18 protein-coding genes are annotated in these 18,070 nt (G+C 70.5%); 11 read left to right on the forward strand and 7 right to left on the reverse strand.

Annotation, left to right across the window (positions count from 1 at the left end; genetic code table 11):
- Positions 1 to 12: 12 nt before the first annotated feature.
- The 5 genes from ABD817_RS08750 (at position 13) to ABD817_RS08770 (ending at position 4,922) form a co-directional block, all read left to right on the forward strand.
- The gene (locus tag ABD817_RS08750; protein WP_344916853.1) at positions 13 to 783 is read left to right on the forward strand and encodes a TetR/AcrR family transcriptional regulator; all 771 of its coding nucleotides are present in this window, start codon (positions 13 to 15) and stop codon (positions 781 to 783) included.
- 357 nt (positions 784 to 1,140) lie between these two features.
- On the forward strand, positions 1,141 to 1,386 hold the full coding sequence (locus ABD817_RS08755; RefSeq protein WP_344916855.1) for a hypothetical protein: 246 nt from the start codon (positions 1,141 to 1,143) through the stop codon (positions 1,384 to 1,386).
- Between the two features lie 87 nt (positions 1,387 to 1,473).
- Complete coding sequence (locus ABD817_RS08760; protein WP_344916857.1) at positions 1,474 to 2,067, forward strand: DUF6879 family protein; 594 nt, start codon at positions 1,474 to 1,476, stop codon at positions 2,065 to 2,067.
- 117 nt (positions 2,068 to 2,184) lie between these two features.
- On the forward strand, positions 2,185 to 2,613 hold the full coding sequence (locus tag ABD817_RS08765; protein WP_344916859.1) for a hypothetical protein: 429 nt from the start codon (positions 2,185 to 2,187) through the stop codon (positions 2,611 to 2,613).
- A gap of 11 nt (positions 2,614 to 2,624) precedes the next feature.
- Entirely contained in the window at positions 2,625 to 4,922 is a 2,298-nt protein-coding gene (locus ABD817_RS08770) for a tetratricopeptide repeat protein (RefSeq protein ID WP_344916861.1), read from the forward strand.
- A gap of 49 nt (positions 4,923 to 4,971) precedes the next feature.
- Here ABD817_RS08770 and ABD817_RS08775 read toward each other — a convergent pair whose 3' ends face one another.
- From ABD817_RS08775 to soxR, 3 genes are all read right to left on the reverse strand, one after another.
- Entirely contained in the window at positions 4,972 to 5,346 is a 375-nt protein-coding gene (locus ABD817_RS08775; RefSeq protein WP_344916863.1) for a hypothetical protein, read from the reverse strand.
- A gap of 411 nt (positions 5,347 to 5,757) precedes the next feature.
- The gene (locus ABD817_RS08780; RefSeq protein WP_344916865.1) at positions 5,758 to 6,270 is read right to left on the reverse strand and encodes a TIGR02611 family protein; all 513 of its coding nucleotides are present in this window, start codon (positions 6,268 to 6,270) and stop codon (positions 5,758 to 5,760) included.
- Positions 6,271 to 6,597: 327 nt separating this feature from the next.
- Entirely contained in the window at positions 6,598 to 7,068 is a 471-nt protein-coding gene (soxR, locus tag ABD817_RS08785; protein WP_344916867.1) for a redox-sensitive transcriptional activator SoxR, read from the reverse strand.
- A gap of 49 nt (positions 7,069 to 7,117) precedes the next feature.
- On the opposite strand from soxR, the gene ABD817_RS08790 reads away from it, so the two are divergent.
- The 3 genes from ABD817_RS08790 (at position 7,118) to ABD817_RS08800 (ending at position 9,275) form a co-directional block, all read left to right on the forward strand.
- Positions 7,118 to 7,516 carry a PPOX class F420-dependent oxidoreductase gene (locus tag ABD817_RS08790; RefSeq protein WP_344916869.1) on the forward strand — a complete coding sequence of 133 codons (399 nt, stop codon included), beginning with the start codon at positions 7,118 to 7,120 and terminating at the stop codon, positions 7,514 to 7,516.
- 57 nt (positions 7,517 to 7,573) lie between these two features.
- Positions 7,574 to 8,395, forward strand: a complete 822-nt coding sequence (locus tag ABD817_RS08795; protein WP_344916871.1) for a patatin-like phospholipase family protein — start codon at positions 7,574 to 7,576, stop codon at positions 8,393 to 8,395.
- A gap of 292 nt (positions 8,396 to 8,687) precedes the next feature.
- On the forward strand, positions 8,688 to 9,275 hold the full coding sequence (locus ABD817_RS08800) for a P-loop nucleotide/nucleoside kinase family protein (protein WP_425583296.1): 588 nt from the start codon (positions 8,688 to 8,690) through the stop codon (positions 9,273 to 9,275).
- 93 nt (positions 9,276 to 9,368) lie between these two features.
- Here ABD817_RS08800 and ABD817_RS08805 read toward each other — a convergent pair whose 3' ends face one another.
- A complete protein-coding gene (locus ABD817_RS08805; protein WP_344916873.1) occupies positions 9,369 to 10,148 on the reverse strand; it encodes a putative hydro-lyase in 780 nt (259 codons plus the stop codon).
- A 326-nt stretch (positions 10,149 to 10,474) separates the two neighbouring features.
- Between ABD817_RS08805 and ABD817_RS08810 the strand changes: the two genes are divergently transcribed.
- The 3 genes from ABD817_RS08810 (at position 10,475) to ABD817_RS08820 (ending at position 14,676) form a co-directional block, all read left to right on the forward strand.
- Positions 10,475 to 11,434, forward strand: coding sequence for a LysR family transcriptional regulator (locus ABD817_RS08810; protein WP_344916875.1), 960 nt, complete (start codon positions 10,475 to 10,477; stop codon positions 11,432 to 11,434).
- Positions 11,435 to 11,520: 86 nt separating this feature from the next.
- Complete coding sequence (locus ABD817_RS08815) at positions 11,521 to 13,029, forward strand: S1 family peptidase (RefSeq protein ID WP_344916877.1); 1,509 nt, start codon at positions 11,521 to 11,523, stop codon at positions 13,027 to 13,029.
- Positions 13,030 to 13,218: 189 nt separating this feature from the next.
- Positions 13,219 to 14,676: a hypothetical protein gene (locus ABD817_RS08820; protein ID WP_344916879.1), complete on the forward strand. Its 1,458-nt coding sequence runs from the start codon at positions 13,219 to 13,221 to the stop codon at positions 14,674 to 14,676.
- 201 nt (positions 14,677 to 14,877) lie between these two features.
- Here the strand turns inward: ABD817_RS08820 and ABD817_RS08825 are convergent, their stop codons facing one another.
- The 3 genes from ABD817_RS08825 to ABD817_RS08835 form a co-directional block, all read right to left on the reverse strand.
- Positions 14,878 to 15,717, reverse strand: a complete 840-nt coding sequence (locus ABD817_RS08825) for a sugar phosphate isomerase/epimerase family protein (protein WP_344916881.1) — start codon at positions 15,715 to 15,717, stop codon at positions 14,878 to 14,880.
- Positions 15,718 to 15,823: 106 nt separating this feature from the next.
- Complete coding sequence (locus ABD817_RS08830) at positions 15,824 to 17,032, reverse strand: substrate-binding domain-containing protein (RefSeq protein WP_344916883.1); 1,209 nt, start codon at positions 17,030 to 17,032, stop codon at positions 15,824 to 15,826.
- Positions 17,033 to 17,063: 31 nt separating this feature from the next.
- Positions 17,064 to 18,002 (reverse strand): ABC transporter permease, encoded by a 939-nt coding sequence (locus ABD817_RS08835; RefSeq protein WP_344916885.1) that lies wholly within the window; start codon positions 18,000 to 18,002, stop codon positions 17,064 to 17,066.
- Positions 18,003 to 18,070: the final 68 nt, after the last annotated feature.

Below are 18,070 nucleotides of genomic sequence, written 5' to 3' on the forward strand. Positions count from 1 at the left end.
GAGACTGTTCCCATGAGTGCGAAGAAAGCTTCCGACGCCGACCCGGCACGCAGCCTGGCGCTCCTGTGGGGATCACACAGCAAGCCCGGACGCTCCGGGCTGACGGTGCGCTCGATCGTCCTGGCGGCCATCGAGCTGGCCAACGCCGAGGGACTCGACGCCGTCTCCATGCGGCACGTCGCCGAGCGGCTGGAGGTCGGGACCATGTCCCTCTACACCCACGTGCCCGGCAAGGGCGAGCTGGTCGATCTCATGATCGACACCGCGTACGGGGAGCTCTACGACGACGTGGACGCCCCGTCCCGGCAGCCCGGCGGGTGGCGGGGCGCGCTGGAGTTCGTCGCCGCCCGCAACTGGGACCTCTACCGGCGCAACCCGTGGATGCTGCAGATCATCGACGTCCGCTCCACGCTGGGGCCGAACGCGTCCCTCAAGTACGAGGCCGAGCTGCGCCCGCTGGACGGCACCGGCCTGTCGGACGTCGAGATGGACTCCGTCCTGACCCTGGTACTCGGCCACGTGGAGAGCACCGCCAGGGCCAAGGCCAACAAGGCCCGGATCCAGGAGGAGAGCGGGATCACCGACGCCGAGTGGTGGCTGACCAACGCCCCGCTCCTCGACAAGATCATGGACTCCGGCCGGTTCCCGCTCGCCTCCCGCGTCGGCCAGGCTGCCGGGGAGGCCTACCAGTCGGTCTCCGACCCCGTCCACGCCCTCACCTTCGGCCTGGACCGCATCCTGGACGGAGTCGCCGGCCTGATAGCGGACCAGGACCGCCCGTGAACCTGGCCCGCATGGCGAGGATTCGCTTTCTCGCCCCCGGGGGGCGCACCACACCGCGAAGAGAAATCTTTCGGGCCGCCGACACCGGGGACGAGTCCGGCAGGATCCGGCATTCGTGACCGGAATGCCGTAATCGATCGGCTACTCGGTGAAGTTTGCGACGGTAAGAGCGACGTCCTCCATAGCAGAGTGGGCGGGATTCACCCTTGATCACCTGATAATCCACGAATGAGTCACAAGAGCATCCAAATATGGCTTTGCTCTATTCACCCAAATGTTGACCCAAAGCCTTTACCGATGACAAAATACGGACGCCATTCCTACCCCGCACATCGAACAGATAATCGGAGGGGAAGCATGTTCGTGCGTCGCATCGGCCCTCATCCTCACGGAGACGGCGGCGGTAATGGAAGCGCGGGGGCGAACAACTGCCCCGACATCTGGGAGCTGGAAAGCGGCGACTTCGCGATCATCGGGCTGGAGCGCACGACCGAGCTCGAACCGCTGCTTCCTCCGGACGCCTTCCTGGATCCGGGTGAGGCCATCGTGGTCCTGCCGCGACACGTGCTGGTCAAGGCCCGCGAGAACATCCCCCTGGAATAGCCGCTCTCCAGCACGCGGCCTGCCCCTTCCCGCCGCCCCGGCCGCTCAGCGCACGGCAGGCACGATCGACCAGAAGGAGCATGGGCATTGAGGATCTATCCCCCGGCTGAGTCCACCGAGCTCTCCACCACGGACGGCCATGTGGATGATTTCGGGAGGTTTTTCAACGAGCTCCGATCGCGATGGGTGAAGGTAGAGAGGCTTCAGGAATACGACGAGTCCGACTTCGAGGGCTATCGAGCTTTCAAGAACGGCGATTTCGCCACTGCCAGAAAGCTGGTCCAGGAGATGGTCAGGGGGCAGCAGGAGATATACACCCTGGCGAGACAGCGCGGCATATCCATGGTCCGCGTCCGGATATGCGACCTCCCGCTGAGCTCATATCTCGTCAACTATGAGATCCCGGCCTACCTGGCGGACATCGAGTGCGGGGAGGACATACGGTTCGTCGACTCCCGTGACATCCGGCAACTCTTGTCAGACTCGGGAATATCGGATTACGTGTTGTACGACGACACCCGGGTGGTCGCGCTGATCTACGACGAGGCCACCGCACGCGTCAGGGAGGCCCGGCTCGTGGACAGTCCAGCCCTGGTCGCCAAATACGCGGAGCTGTCCGACGAACTGATTGAGAGGTCCGTGCCGATGCTGGAAAGCCCGATCTACCGATCCGTCATATGAGGATGAGGACAGGCGCTTCATCCTTCGGGACATACTCCCTCTTTCCTCCGATCACCCCCTTTCCTCCGATCACCCCCGCGACGCGGGTCCATCCCCCTTCGAGGCGGGAGTGCCGCCGTGGCCTCCACTGAACTGCTCGCCGCCCTCGCCTCGGCGGGCGCGACGGCGATCGTCTCCAGCGTCGCGAGCGACGCATGGCAGGCCCTCCGTGACCGCGTCGCGCGCATCCTCGGCCGCGGTGACGATCAGCGGGAGGTCGTCCAGGGTGAGGTGATGGACGAGGTGCGGGCGGCGATCCTCCGGGCCTCGGGCACCGACCGTCCCGCGATCGTGGCGGCACAGCGGGAGCGCGTCTCCGCGTTGCTCGCGGAGGCGATGGCCGGCGACCCGGTCGCCGCCGAGGAAACACGTTCGCTCATCGCGGAGTTCGCCCCCATCGTCGGCATCGAGGGTGTCGGCGGCGACCAGCACGCCCATGCCGAGGGAGACGCCCAGCAGGCCGTCCAGTACACCGGCGTCCAGACCAACACCTTCAAGCGCGACTGACAAGGACGACGATGCGGCCCGGCGACAGCCAGCACGCCGAGGCGGCGGGAAGCGCGCAGCAGGCGGTCCAGCGGAGCGGGGTGCAGTACAACACGTTCGTCGGGGCCGCGCAGGCACGCTCGGTGGCCTCCTCCGCGCCACCCCTCGCCATACCGCAGCGGCGGGCCTTCGCGGCCCGGCTCCGAGGTCGCGACGACCTGCTGTCGGAGATCGACGGGCTCATCCGGACCCCGGCGCGACGCCCGAGAGTGGTTCTCGTTCACGGGATGGGCGGGGTGGGAAAGACCGCGATCGTCCAGACCCTCGCGCACAGCACCGCGGAGAAAGGCACCACGACGTGGTGGGTGCGAGCCGGCAGCCCGGACGGCACCCGGGCCGCCCTTCACGCGGTCGCCTTCGACGCGGGCGCGCTGGACTCAGACTTCGACCACGCCCACCCGTCGGACGTGCTCTGGCGCGCCCTGAACTCCCGCTCGACGCCCTGGCTCCTCGTCATCGACAACGCCGACGACCCGCGCGTGCTCTCGGAAGAGGACCGCACCCTGGAGGACGGCACGGACTGGGTACGACCGCCGGCCACCCCGTACGGAACCGTGCTGATCACGAGCCGGGACGGACGGGTGGAACGATGGGCCTCCTGGATGAGCATGTACAAGGTCACCTCACTGGCGCCGGAGGTCGGGGCGGCCGTGCTCATGGACCTCGCGCCCGACGCGGGGCCCCTCCGGGCCGCGCGAGAGCTGGCCGCCGCCATGGGCGGGCTCCCGCTGGCCCTGGAGTTGGTGGGACGCTACCTGAGCTGCGCCAACGCCGACCCATTTCCCGCCCCGGACTCGACCGGATCATTCTCCGGCTACCGAAGCACCTACGAACGACGTCTCCAGGATCTGACCATGGACGAACCCGGTTCCGAGGAATTCCGTGACGGGCGCCGTGCGCTCACGACGACGTGGGAGATGTCCGTCGAACTGCTCGCCCAGCAGGGACATGATCTCGCGGGGCCGCTCATGCGGCTGCTGGCCTGTTGCGCGCCGTCGCCGCTGCCCTACCAGCTCGTGCTCAGGCCCGAGGTGCTGGAACGCGGCCCGCTCTTCGCCGGCGCCGGCGCCAGCGCCAGGCGGCTGAGCGGCTCCCTCAAGGCCCTTTCCGGGCTCGGCGTCATCTCGCTCGATCCCGGGACCGGCGATCCGGGCGCGTCGGGGACTCCGGCGTCACGCCGGATCGCGACGCTCGACATGCATCCGCTGGTACGCACGGTGACCCGGGGGAACATCAGGGGTTCCGGGGAGCTGGGAGGATTCCGGGACCTGCTCGCCGACCTCCTGAACGCCGCGACGAGCGAGCTGGACACCGACGACGCCGACGACTGGAACACCTGGGCCGCGCTCGCCGAGCACTGCCTCGGTCTGCTGGATCTCGTCCGTGACGACGAGACCGTCCGCCCCGACACCGTCCTGGGCGCGACACTGCCCGCTCGCAGGGTCGCCTGGTATCGCTACATGGCCGGCCTCTACGACCAGGCGGTCACGGATTTCCGGTCCATCCTGGATGTGATGCGCCCATCGCTGGGCGACGAGCACCCGGACGTCCTCGACATCCGCAACAGGATGGCCCGTGCCGTCCGGGAGAGCGGTCACAACATCGAGGCCGAGCGACAGTTCCTGGCCGTTCTCGCGATCGCCTCCCGCGTTCTGGGCGAGGAGCACCCTGACACGTTGAGCGTCCGCATCAACCTCGCCCGCACCGTCCGGGAGGGCGGACGCCACACCGAGGCCGAGGCGGCGTTCCGCTCCATCGTGGCGACCGCACGGCGTGTTCTGGGAGACGACCATCCCGACACCATCGTGTCCGCGCTCAACCTCGCCCGCACCCTTCGTGACCAGGGGCGGTACGAGCAGGCGGAGGCGGGCTACCGGGAGGTTCTCCGCGCGTGGCGGAGAAACTTCGGCGAGGACGACCTGAACGCCCTCGACATCCGTTACGAGATCGCCGAGATCCTCCGCGAACGCGGGATGTTCGGCGCCGCCATAACGGCGTACACCGACATCCTCGCCGCGAACACCCGCGTCTACGGCGAAGAACATCCCAACTCGCTCACCATCCGCCGAGGTCTGGCCTCGGCACTGGCGGGCAACGGTGAGCCGGAGGCCGCGGAGCGGGAGATCCTGACGATCGTACGAGGGCAGCGGGCGAGACTCGGAGCGGACCATCCCCTGACCAGGGAGAGCGAGGCGGCGCTCGAGGAGCTCAGGCGACCGGGACCGGAAACCGAAAAACCGGGGTGTGCGGGACGGGAACGCCCTCGGTAGCCGTTCCCGTCCCGCACACCCCGGCGGACCGGTTTATGCGATAGCCGGTTTAGTAGTAGCCGGTGCCCGTGATGGTCGCCGGCTGGTTGCCCATGTTCCTCACCCGGTAGCGGATGCACTGGGTGGGCGGGGAGGTGCTGGCGGCGACGTACGCGGCGTGGTCGTTGGCGGCGATCGGCACCGACCCGATGTACCTGCCGCGGCAGTTACCGATCTTGACCTTGACGGGCACGCTGTTTTCGTCGAGCTTGACCAGCACGTTTCCGTTGTACTGGGCCGCGGGGACGAGCTCGGGCGTGAGGAACACCTCCTCGCCGGGCTGGACCCTCGCGGCCAGGTTGACGTCGTCGGCGTGGGCGGGGGTGCCGGTCAGTGCGACGGCTCCGGCGGCCGCCAGGACCAACATCGAGGACAGGGCGCGCATCGAACGTCACTCTCCTTATTCGTCTCTGCGGATCGGACGTGGAGACACTACGGAGAGTCACATCCAAGATGGATAACGAGGTGGGCGAGTCCGGGTAAAACTCCGGGGAGTTCCGGTTTTGTTTCTCCAGCACTGGGTGTCATAGGCCCCCAGAGTGGCGCCGATGCCATTGCAGTGAGTAATCACCATGGATCAGGCATAGGGCGAGGAACTACCCGACGGAAGCCTCGCGAGACGGGTGGAGGGGGTGTCGTCGTCGCGTCGGGCGAAGCCGGGCCGGGCGGGACCGAGCGAATCGGGCACATCGGGCGAATCTGGAGGAACCAGCGGTGGGACCACGTGAGACCGGCGGCGGGCCCGAGCAAACCGGGAGGACCGGCAGCGGGACCGGGAGGGAGCGGGCGGACCGGGTTATCGGGTGAGGAGCTTCTGGGCCTCGACGATCAGGTCGATGTGGAGGCTGAGCTTGAGGCCGTAGTAGACGATGGCGGTGGCGGTGATCGCGGCGACGAGGACGACCAGGATCTTGACGGTCCAGCCCTGACGGCCCAGCCAGCCCGTCCAGGCCGACAGGGTCCGCTTGCCGAACTCCAGCAGCCGGTGGGCCCAGTGGAACTCGGTGGCCAGCACCGCCAGCCCCGCGAAGACGACCAGCCAGCCAGGCCCGGGGAAGGGCACCATGATCAGGCCGCCGATGACCAGCACGGCGCCGATGGCACCGATAACGATCTTCAGGGTGAGGCGGCCCGCGCGGGTGGACCTGACGCCGTCGAGCCAGCCGTGGATGCCGGACCGCCCGGCCGCCGCGCCTTTCAGCGCGTCGGCGTCGCCCGTCTCGACCCGGCCGTCACCCCGTACGCCGCCGGTCTCAGACGGCTGCCCGGTCGCGCCGTGAGGCTCGCGCACCCCATCTGAGATCGTCATGTTCTCTCCAGGACAGTCGGTTTCTTCCACAATAGGCTCTGCTGGGTGGCCGGGCCCCGCCGACGTCCCCAGATCATCCTCAAGGCGGAGGGCAGGGGGGCCGCCAGGGGGAGACGCCGCGCCCGACGAGCTGATCGCCGAGGCGGCCGGGGTGCCCGGCCTGGCCGGTGGGACGGTGCCGGAAGCCGCCGATGTCGCCCAGCCCGCTGACCAGCGGGGCACCGGACGCTGGGCTGACCGGGTCGAGGACGGCGGGCTGACCAGGTTGAGGACGGCGGTCTCCTCAAGCCTCCTGACCATGGGCCCGCTGTTTCCACTTTCAGAGCCTCACACCTCGCAGGGGGCGCAGCTCTCCCGGGGCGGGATCATCAGGCGCGAGCCCGGCCCCCTCGCGGCGGCCACGTCGTCGGGGTTGGCCAGCGCGCAGCGGTCCAGTGAGAGGCAGCCGCAGGCGATGCAGTCGGTCAGGCCGTGCCGGAGCCGTTCGAGCTGCCTGATGCGGTCGTCGAGCTCGTACTGCCACATCGTCGAGAGTCTCGCCCAGTCCTCCCTGGTGGGGGTGCGCTCGTCGGGGAGGGCGGACAGCGCCTCCTGGATCGTCTTGAGCGGGATCCCGACCCGCTGGGAGACCCTGATGAAGGCGATCCTGCGGAGCGTGTCGCGGGGGAAACGACGCTGGTTGCCCGCGGTTCGGCGGCTGCGGATCAGGCCCTTGGCCTCGTAGAAGTGCAGGGCGGAGACCGCGACCCCGCTGCGGGAGGAGAGCTGGCCGACGGTCATCTCCGGATTGTTGGGCATGCGCCAGTCTAACTTGACCTCAATCAATATTGAGGTTACAGAGTGGGGCATGACATTCACGAAGGCGGAGCTCGCCTATCTCGAAGGACAGCGCCTGGGCCGCCTGGCCACCACGGGGCCCGGCGGCTCCCTGCAGAACAGCCCGACCGGTTTCCGCGTCGACACCGAGACGGGCGTCGTCGACATCTACGGCCGCGCGATGGGCACCACCAGGAAGTTCCACAACGTCCGGACGAATCCGCAGGTGGCCTTCGTGGTGGACGACGTCGCCTCCACCGATCCCTGGCGGGTCAGGGGCGTGGAGATCCGGGGCGAGGCCGAGGCCGTCGAGGACCACGAGCCGCCCTCCCCGCACCTCAGCCGTCAGATCATCCGCATCCACCCCCGGCGGATCATCTCCTGGGGCGTCGACCCCGCCCAGGAGGGCATGAAAGGCCGCGATGTCTGACCCCGTATCCTCGGGGGCGTTTCCCGGCCGGGAAAACCGATCAGGCAGGAATGGCGCATGACGAGAACACTGGTGCTGGGTGGCGGAGGCGTGGCGGGCATCGCCTGGGAGGCGGGGATCATCACCGGTCTGCGCCGGGCGGGCATAGAGCTGGGAGAGGCGGACCTGGTCGTCGGCACCTCCGCCGGGTCGGTGGTCGGGACGCTCGTCGCCACCGAGGTCGATCTGGAGAGCTCGGTCGGCGCCCAGGCGGAGACCGAGGCCGCGACCGGCTTCGCCGTCGACGCGGAGGCGGTCATGGCCGCCTTCGGCGTGCTCCACGACCCTTCCCTGGAACCGCAGGAGGCCCGGCGCCGGGTCGGTGAGATGGCTCTGGCGGTGAAGGACACCGGCGCCAGGATCGAGACGATCGGCAGCCGGTTGCCCGTCAAGGAGTGGCCGGAGCGCCGCCTGCTGATCACCGCCGTCGACGCGGGGACCGGCGAGTTCGTGGTCTGGGAGCGCGGCTCGGGGGTGCCCCTGGTGTCGGCGGTCGCCTCCAGCTGCGCGGTCCCGTGCGTGTTCCCGCCGGTGGAGATCGGCGGGCGCCGCTACATGGACGGCGGGGTCCGCTCGGTGACGAACGCCGACCTGGCGGCGGGCAGCTCCGCCGTGGTCCTCCTGGAGCCGCTGGCGCACGTCTCACCGAGGACCCGCCTGGAGGCCGAGCTCGCCGAACTGGGTGACGCCACGATCGCCCACGTCGTCCCGGACGAGGCGTCGATCGCCGTGTTCGGCGACAACGTCCTCGACCCGGCCCTGTGGCGCCCCGCCTTCAAGGCCGGTCTCGCCCAGGCGCCCGTCGTCGCGGAGAGCGTGGCCAGGGCCTGGAAGGACTGAGACCGGCGTGGGCGGGAGGCGGGCCCGCGACGGGGCTCATCATGAGGCTCGTGGCGGGACTCGCGATGGGGCTCATGGTGAGGCTCGTGGCGGGGTTCGTGACGAGGTTCACGACGGGGTTCACCATGAGGTCTGCGGCGAAGCCCGCGACGGGGCTCACAGCGGGACTCACGATGAGGTTCACCGTGAGGTTCACGGCGGGGCTCGCGACGAGGTTTTCGAGGGGAGCCACGGCGGGGTTTCCGGCAGGGTTTCCTCGGGAGTCCACGGCGGGGCTGACGGTGGAGCGGGCGTGGGCGGGGTGGCGCCGCTGTGGGTGGTGAGCGGGCCGCCGGGCGCGGGGAAGTCGACCGTGGCGGCGGCTCTGCTGGCACTGCTCGACCCGGTTCCCGCGCTGCTCGACAAGGACACCGTCTACGGCGGCTTCGTCGCGGCCACCCTCCGCGCCCACGGCCGCGACGACGGGGAACGCGAGGGGCCCTGGTACGACGAGCACGTCAAGCGGTACGAATACGAGGGGCTGACCGAGGTCACCCGGCAGGTCCGCTCCCACGGCTGCCCGGTGATGCTGGAGGGTCCCTTCACCACCCAGGTGCACGACGCGGCGGTGTGGGAGCGCTGGGTCGGGCGGCTGGGCGGGCCGCCCGTACATCTCCTCTGGGTCCGCTCGGACGGCCCGGCGCTGCGAGCCCGGCTGGAGGGCAGGGGACTGGCGAGGGACGCGGGCAAGCTCGGCCGCTTCGAGGACTACCTGCGGGCCATCAGGGTGGACGAACCGCCCGCCGTACCCCACGACGAGATCGACAACCGCCCCGGCGCCCCCTCGCTCACCTCACAGCTGGAACGGCTCGTCACCTCCTGGGGCACCGGCCGCGCGTAACCCCCGGCTCTCCCGTACGCGTGGTCCCACGACCGTGGGCGTCACGCCGCCGGCCGACAACTCCCCGGCTCCCATGACGGCCGGGGAGCGGGGTCACGGGACCTGGAAGCGGTCGTCCCTGGCGTCGGTGATCGCCATGTGGCCGGGGAGGTGGCCGATGGCGAAGGACACCCCGCTCGCCATGACGGCCGCCTGCGGCGTCACCCCGCAGGCCCAGAAGACCGGGATCTCCCCCGTCCGCACCTCGACGGGGTCGCCGAAGTCGGGAACGCCCAGATCGGCGATCCCGATCTCACCGGGGTCGCCGACGTGGACCGGCGCCCCGTGCACGGCCGGATACCTCGCGGTCACCCGTACGGCGGCCGGGACCAGGGAGGCCGGGACCGGGCGCATCGAGACGACCAGCGGGCCGCCCAGCGATCCCGCGGGACGGCAGGCGATCGAGGTGAGGTACATGGGCACGTTCGTCCCCGCCTCGATGTGCCGCACCGGGACCCCGGCCCGCAGCAGCGCGTCCTCGAAGGTGAAGCTGCAGCCCAGCAGGAAGGCGACCAGGTCGTCCCGCCAGGCGTCGCGGACGTCACCGACGTCGGCGACGGCCCTGCCGTCCTCGTAGACGCGGTAGGCGGGCAGGTCGGTGCGGAGGTCGCCGCCGAACAGGGCGGTGCTCACCGCGCCGGGATCGCCGACGTCCAGGACGGGACAGGCGACGGGGTTGCGCTGGGCGAACAGGAGCAGGTCGTAGGCGAGCTCGCGGGGTACGGCGAGCAGGTTGGCCTGGGTCCAGCCCCGGCACCACCCGGCGGTGGGCGTCCGCAGCCCCTCCCTGAAGTGACTTCGGGCCCGTTCGGGGGTGAGCGCCGCTACGTCCATCGGCGGATCATAACCCCGGCCCCGGTCCCGGCCCAGCGTTCCTCGCCCGCGCCGAGGATACGGCTGCCGGATACCGGCGGCCCCGGCGGCCGAAACACCGGCGAAACCCCAATCCCCGGAGTCTCGGATGTCGGACACCGCTGCCAGAGACCGGCGAGGGGAAGCGGGAACTCTCTAGACGAGATAACCGAGAGGGGATTAACGGCCATCCGTAAGTGCTGTATTCAAAGAACCTAAATCATTTTTGGAACGATTCGACAAAATTGAGTCATATTTCATGACATGTTTGCATTGCGGGTATAACGTCCCGGCCTTACGTTCCCGGTATGGATCTCGAGCTCCGACACCTCAAGATCGTGCGCGCGGTGGCACAGGCCGGCAGCGTCACCAAGGCCGCCACCCACCTCGGACTGGCCCAACCCGCGCTGACGGCGCAGCTCAAACGGATAGAGCGGGTTCTCGGGGGAGCTCTTTTCGAACGCGACCACAACGGTGCCAGGCCCACGCCCCTGGGACAGCTGGTCCTGTCACGTGCGCTGGTGCTGCTGCCCGCGGCCCGCGAACTCCAGGAGGAGGCACTCCGATTCGCCAACGCGAACGCCGACATCCCCAGCTACCGGCTGGGCGCCACCAACGGGCCGATACTCGGCGGTCTGATGGACCGCCTCGCCACCGCCTGGCCGTCCACCCCGGTGAGCACCCACACCTCCTGGTCCGCGAGGGAGCTCACCGCCATGGTGATGCTGGGCCGGATCGACTTCGCGTTCATCGGCGCCTGCGGGGAGAGCCCGCCGCCGGTGGAGGGTCCCGTGGTGTGGTCGACCGTGGGGACCGACCCGGTCTTCGTGCTGCTCAACGAGGACCATCCGCTGGTGGACAGGAAGGAGGTGGAGCTCGCGGAGCTGGCCGAGGAGCAGTGGACGGTCACCCCCGGCGACAGTTGCTTCGGGGACTGCTTCGCCACGGCCTGCGCCCGTGCCGGTTTCACCCCCAGGACCATCTACGAGACCGACGTGGCCACCTGCATGCATCTGGCCAAGGTCGGCCGCGCCGCCGCGCTGTGCCAGGCGACCTTCCAGCCCGCCGAGGGACTGAAGCTGGTACCGCTCGCGGGAGCTCCGCTGCGCTGGCGGCAGCTGCTCGGCTGGCACCCGGAGGCGTCCAGCGCCGCGGTCGCGACGTCGATCTTCGAGCACGCGAAGGCCGCGCATTCCGACGCGGTCGGACGAAGCAGACGGTACGCCGCGTGGCTGGCCGAGAATCCCGGGCTGGGCACCTCTCCATAACGTGACGGTATGGGACATTTGGTAGAGGCGCGCCTCATGTGCACACCGTTACGTTGACGGCACCCCCCACATGAGGAGAGAACCACATGCTCCGCAGAAGTGCCGTGACAGCGGGCCTCGTGCTCGCTGCCGCGTTGGTGGCCACCCCCGCCACCGCCGCTCACCAGGGACCCGGCGAGACCGCCGCCGCCCCGTACACGCTCGCCGAGGCCCGGACACTGGTGGAGGCCACCGCCAAGCCGTCTCCGGGCCTGGTCGACGCCATCCGGCGCGACCTCGGCGGGACGAGCGAGCAGGCCTCGGCCCGGCTGGTCAACGAGGCCGCCGCCGCCAAGGTCGAACCCGCCCTCCGCGGGCAGCTCGGCGCCTCCTTCGCCGGATCCTGGGTGACGGGTCCCACCTCCAACCTGGTGATCGCCACCAGCGACTCCACCAAGGTCGCCTCGCTCGCCAGGTCGGGCGCCGAGGTCAAACTCGTCAAGAACTCGCTGGCCACGCTCGACACGGCCAAGGAGCGGCTCGACCGGCTCGTGGCCTCCGCGCCGAAGTCGATCCCGTCCTGGTACGTCGACGTGCGGAGCAACAGCGTCGTCGTACTGGCCGGTGACGTCGCCGAGGCACAGGCGTTCGTGGACGGCAGCGGCGTGGACGGGGCGCTGGTCCGCGTCGAGGCCTCGCAGGAGAAGCCCAGGCCGCTCTACGACGTCCGCGGCGGCGACGCCTTCTACATGGGCGGCCGCTGCTCGGTCGGCTTCTCGGTCACCCGCGGCAGCCAGGGCGGCTTCGCCACCGCCGGCCACTGCGGCACACCCGGCACCGCCACCCAGGGCTACAACCAGGTCGCCCAGGGCACCTTCCAGGGCTCGTCCTTCCCCGGCAACGACTACGCGTGGGTCGCGGTCAACGCCAACTGGACCCCGACCGGCGTGGTGAACGGCTACAGCGCGGGCATCCTCCCGGTGACCGGCTCCACCCAGCAGGTCGTGGGCAGCTCCATCTGCCGCTCCGGCTCCACCACCCAGTACCGCTGCGGCACCATCAGCCAGCACAACACGAGCGTCACCTACCCCGAGGGCACCATCACCGGCCTGACCCGCACCACCGTGTGCGCCGAGCCCGGCGACTCCGGCGGCTCCTACATCTCCGGCAGCCAGGCCCAGGGCGTCACCTCCGGCGGCTCGGGCAACTGCACCTCCGGCGGCACGACCTACCACCAGCCGATCAACGAGATCCTCTCGGTGTACGGGCTCACCCTGGTGACCAACGGGACCCCGCCGCCGCCCACCGGCTGCAGCGGCTACCAGAGCTCCTACACCGGCTCGCTGACGTCCAACGCCAACGCCTACCAGCCCGGCACCTCCGGCTACAGCGCCGCCTCGGGTGTCCACCGCGTCTGCCTGGACGGTCCCAACGGCACCGACTACGACGCCTACCTGCAGAAGCTGAGCGGCTCCACCTGGACCACCGTGGCCAGCGGGACCACCGCCAACCCGGACGAGGCCTTCACCTACAGCGGCACCGCGGGCACCTACCGGGTGCGGGTGCACGCCTACAGCGGCTCCGGCTCCTACACCCTCGGCCTGACCAGGCCGTAGGGACCTTCCCGGCCGGACTCGGGGGTCGCGCCCGCCGAGGAGCGGCCCCGGGAAAGGCGTCCCAAGACCAGGCCGGTCCGCCGCCCCCGCGGACCGGCCACCCCCGCCGCCCTCCCCTCCACGAGCTTGTGCGAGCTCCTGGACGGGAGGGCGGCCTCGTCATGCCCGGACGTCGAGAACAATGGGGGGATGAGCGACCTTCTGACGCTGAGCGAGGGCGCGGTGCTGACGCACCTCGCCACCCGGGCCGAGCTGGCGAGCGGGGTGCTGCCCGCCTCCGACGACCTGCGGCTGTGGGCGCGGCTGGCCGACGGCGAGGGGGTGCCGCTCGCGGGCGGCGGCCGGGTACGGACCTCGCTCGACACCGGCGAGCCCGTCCTGACCGGCCCCGACGGCTGGCTCGCCGGGGTGGAGCCCGAGCAGGTGGTCGCGCTGCGCCTGCGCGACGGCGCCCTGGAGCTGTCGGTCACCGAGCTGGACGACGTCCCCGCCGAGCGGGTGATGCGGGTCGTCCAGGAGTTCGGGGAGCAGGCGCTCGACGCGCTGCGCGCCTTCGCCGAAGGGCTGGAGCCCGGTCCCGGTGTGCCGGTCGACGTCGTGGTCCTGGAGCTGCTGATGAAGGCCCCCGAGACCTTCGCCGACCCGCTGCCGCCGCTGTCCCCGCTGCTGCGCAACGCCTCGCTGGAGCTGCGCGACGGCCGGGTGGGCATCGTGGGCGCCCCGTGGGACACGGCGTCGGTCGCCGACCTCGCGCCGCTGGACATCATCAGGCTCGCCCTGGTGCGCAGCGCGCTGCGGACGTACGACGAGGGCGCCGACCTCTCCAAGGCCGTCACCTACCTGTCGCGGTCGGAGGCGGTGCTCGCGAGGATCGCCGACGAGGTGGAGCGCGAGCCACTCGGCCCGGCGCTGGTCGAGGCCCTGCCCCGCACCGAACCGGCCGCGCTGCTGCTGATCGCGAGGTCGGCCGAGGGCGAGGGCCGCTCCTTCGAGGCGGCCGGGCTGATCTCCGAGGTGCTCTCCCTCTCCCCCGATCTGGCACCGGCCGTGCGCGACGCGGCCGAGTACGCCGCGTGCCGCACCGACCCCGGCGCCCCGCTGCCCGAACGGGCCGCGCACCTGTTCCGGCAGCTGCTCGCGTACGCCTACCGCCCGGCCCGCGACCGGCTGATCGAAGATCTGATCGCGCTGAGCGTCCGGGTGGCCGAGCCCGCCCTGGCGGACCTGGCGCTGTTCGAGAACGACGTCGTCGGCGAGTTCCTGGACGCGCGGGCCGAGTGGCTGCGCGACGACGAGGTGGAGCTGCTGGAGTCCTGGCGGCGGACGCCGCTGCGGCTGTGGGAGGTCCTGGACGTGTCCGGGGACGAGATCACCGTGGCCGCCGCCGGGAACGGAGAAGGGGAGCGGGTGACGCTGGCCGACGAGCTGCTGTCGGGGCAGGCGCTGCCCGGCGACCTGATGCTGACCAGGATGCTGGGCGACGGGACGGGACCGCACGTGTTCGGCCACCCGTTCAAGGTGGATCCGGAGCGGAGAGAGGAGATGCTCGGCCTGCTCTCCGACCCCGTCGACCCCTACGCGGTGGCCGCCTTCTTCAGGCGCCCCCGGCGGGCACCCGGCGCGGCGGACGGGGACGCCGCCCGCTGAACGGCTCCGGTCCCGAGCTGGATCCGGACCCGCGAATCCGGCCGCCGAACGGCTCAGGCCCGAAGCCGGACGCAGACCCGCCGGTGGGATGACGCGGGCCCGGATGGCCGATGGCGGAGGTACGGCCGTCAGAGCGTGCGCAGGAAGGCCGACTGTGGAGGTACAGCGTGCGCAGGAAGATCGACGGCGGAGGTACGGCTGTCAGAGTGTGCGCAGGAAGGCCAGGCCCGCGGTGGCGAGGGCGTCCTGGGTGTCGGCGAGGGGACGCCAGATCGAGGCGGCCGTGGCGATCGTCCGGTTGTGCGCGGTGAACGACTCGATGCAGAGCGGGCCCCGGTAGTCCACGGCGCGCAGGGCGTCGGCGAGGGCGGGCCAGTCCAGGTGGTCGGCCCCCGGCGCGCCCCGGTCGTTCGCGCAGACCTGCACGTGCGCGACCAGGTCCCCGGCCCGCCGTACGGCCGCCGCCGGGTCCCGTTCCTCGATGTTCATGTGGTAGACGTCCAGCGCGAGGCCGACGCCCGGGATCCCGCCGACCGCCTCGACGGCCTGCTCGACGGTGTTGAGCAGGCTGGTCTCGTAGCGGTTGAGCGGTTCGACGGCGACCGTCACCCCGCGCTCGGCCGCGTACTCGCCGACCGGGGCCAGGTTCTCCCGCAGTTCGGCGTAGCGGGCCTTGCGCTCCTCGCCCGACATCCGCCAGGTCCGCCCCACCGAGGCGTAGGCGGGCCCGCCGATCACCGGGCTGCCCACCGTCACGGCGGCGTCCACGCACCGCCGCAGGTAGTCCTGGGTGTCGGCGACCGTCCCCGCGTCGGCGCCGACCAGTTCCCTGCCCGGCGGCATGACGAGGACCACCGAGGCCCTCAGCCCGAGGTTCCCCAGCAGCTCGGCCGCCCATTCGGGGTCCCAGTCACCGGCCCGCTCCACCGGCAGCTCGATCACGTCGAACCCCCAGGCGGCCACCTTCGGCGCCAGCCGGGCGAGATCCTCGTCCGTCAGCGGTGAGACCCATACCCACGTGTTGACCCCGATGGGGAACATCGGCGACCCCTTCCCTGAGTTCGGCGCGGGCTCGTCGTGAGCCTCGTGAACGTACCGGTGGGCTCCGGGCACCACCCTGCGGTGCCCGGAGCCCGGTGGACCGGCCTTACTTACCGCCCCAGCCTGCGGGGAAGTCCGGCAGCTTCTCGCAGCCGCAGAGCGCGTAGTGCAGCGGCGGCATGTTGGGCTGCAGGTAGCTGTCCAGGTTCTCGGAAGTGATCTTGGGCTGGGGCAGCTTCCAGGTCTTGGGCACCTCCTCGCCCTTGAGGATCTTCAGGGCGGCGATGATCGGGGTGCGCCACTGGTAGGTGGGGTAGGTCGGCGCGATGGCGGTGAGGCCGCCGCTCTTCCACTTCTGCAGGAAGTCCTGCTGGTCCTCGCCGACGATCGCGGGCACCGGGACCCCGGCGTCCTCGAACGCCTCGACGGCCGCCACGGCGGTCGCGCCCGCGTCCATCCACACCCCGTCGATCTTGCCGTGCCGCTGGATGTAGTCGCTCACGATGCTCTTGGTCTTGGCCGCGTCGCCGTCGGTGAACTCCACCCCGACCACGTCGAGCTGGCTCTTGTCCAGGACGACCTTCGCCGCCGACCAGCGGGTCTCCAGCACGTCGACGCCCGGCAGGATCCGCAGCGCGAGGACCTTGCCCCCGGCGGGCACCTTCCCCACCAGGAACTCGGCGCCGTCGGCGCCGAAGGCGTAGCCGCCGATGGGGTTGATGAACGTCACCGGGCAGTCGGTCTCCACGCCGCGGTCGAAGACGATCACCGGGACCTTGGGGCAGGCGCCCGTCACCGCGGGGGTTAGTGTCGCGGTGGTGTTGGGCGAGACGATCAGCGCGTCGCAGCCCTTGCCGACCAGCTCGGCGATGTCGGAGATCTGCTTGTCGTCCTTGCCCTCCGCGTCGAGGGCGGTGAACTGCTTGATCTCCTTGTGCAGCGCCACCTCGGCCTGCATGGTCTTCCAGCCCACCTGCCGCCACGGGTTGTTCACCGCGGCGTTGGAGAAGCACAGGTTGTAGGGGCCGTCCTTCTTGTACTTGGCCGTGTCCACCATCTCCGGGGCGATGGCCTGCTCCCACGGCTTGTCCGCGGGCCCCTCCGCGCTCTGGGTCCGCATGGCCAGCTGGGCGTCGAAATCGGCCTGGACGAAGAACTTCGACTGCTCACCGGTGTTGGGGGACGCGGCGGCGGACGGGGCCGCCGCCGAGCTGTCCGGGGCGGCGCTGGAGGTCGCCGGTTTGTCACTGGCACATCCCGCGGCGAGCAGCATCGCGGAGACACCCGCGACGAGCGCCGTGATCGGCCTGTTCAATGAAGGTCTCCTTCTTTTCTGGGGGGTGCGTTCAGACGCGTACCGCGCGCCTGAACGGAAGCCGTACGGCGCTCGCCGCGACCGCGGCGATGATGATCACGCCCTGGACCGCGAACTCCAGGGCCCCCGAGATCCCGTACAGGTTGAGCAGGGTGAACAGCGCTTCGAGGGTGAAGGCCCCGGCCATCGCGGCGACCACGGAGCCGCGCCCGCCACCGAGCGCGACGCCGCCGAGGACGACGGCCGTGATGGCCTGGAACTCCAGGCCCTGACCGACCTGGGCCGAGACCCCCGCGAAGCCGCCGAGCAGGATGCCCGCGACGGCCGCGGCCAGGCCGGAGAGGACGAAGGCGGCGATCCGGGTCCGGTCCACCCGGACCCCGGACAGTCCGGCCGCGCGCTCGTTGTCGCCGGTGGCGATGAGCCGCTTGCCGAAGTCGGAACGCATGAGCAGGATCGCCGCGGCGCCCGCGGCCAGGAGGATGAGCACCGACCAGGGCACCGGGCCGAGGTCCTTGCGGCCGAACATCCTGAACGTCTCCGACAGCGCGCCGCGCGGAGCTCCGCCGGTCCACAGGAACACCGCGCCGGACAGCACGAGCATCATGCCGAGCGTGGTGATGAACGACGGCACCCGCAGCCCGGTGGTGATGACCCCATTGGCGAGCCCGACCAGCAGCCCGATCACTATCAGCAGGGCCAGCACCGGCCAGGTCGCCTGCTCCTGCCCGTCGATCAGCCGGGCGGCCACCACGACCTGCACGGTGACCAGCGACCCGACCGACAGGTCGAACTCCCCGGAGACGATCACGAAGTACTGCCCGGCCGCCAGGATGACCAGCGGCGCGGCCCGCTTGAGGAAGGCGAGGAACCCGGCGGGCTCCAGGAAGAACGGGTTGGCCACGGCGATCAGCACCAGCAGCACCGCCAGCACGGCCAGGATCGGCCCCATGGACCTGAGGGCTCTCATCGGGATCGCCTCCGGGCGCTACGGCGGGCGTGGACGGTCATCGGAATCGCCTCCGAACACCGCGTCAT

The sequence above is a fragment of the Streptosporangium oxazolinicum genome, assembly GCF_039537505.1.
In the GTDB taxonomy this organism is placed as follows: domain Bacteria; phylum Actinomycetota; class Actinomycetes; order Streptosporangiales; family Streptosporangiaceae; genus Streptosporangium; species Streptosporangium oxazolinicum.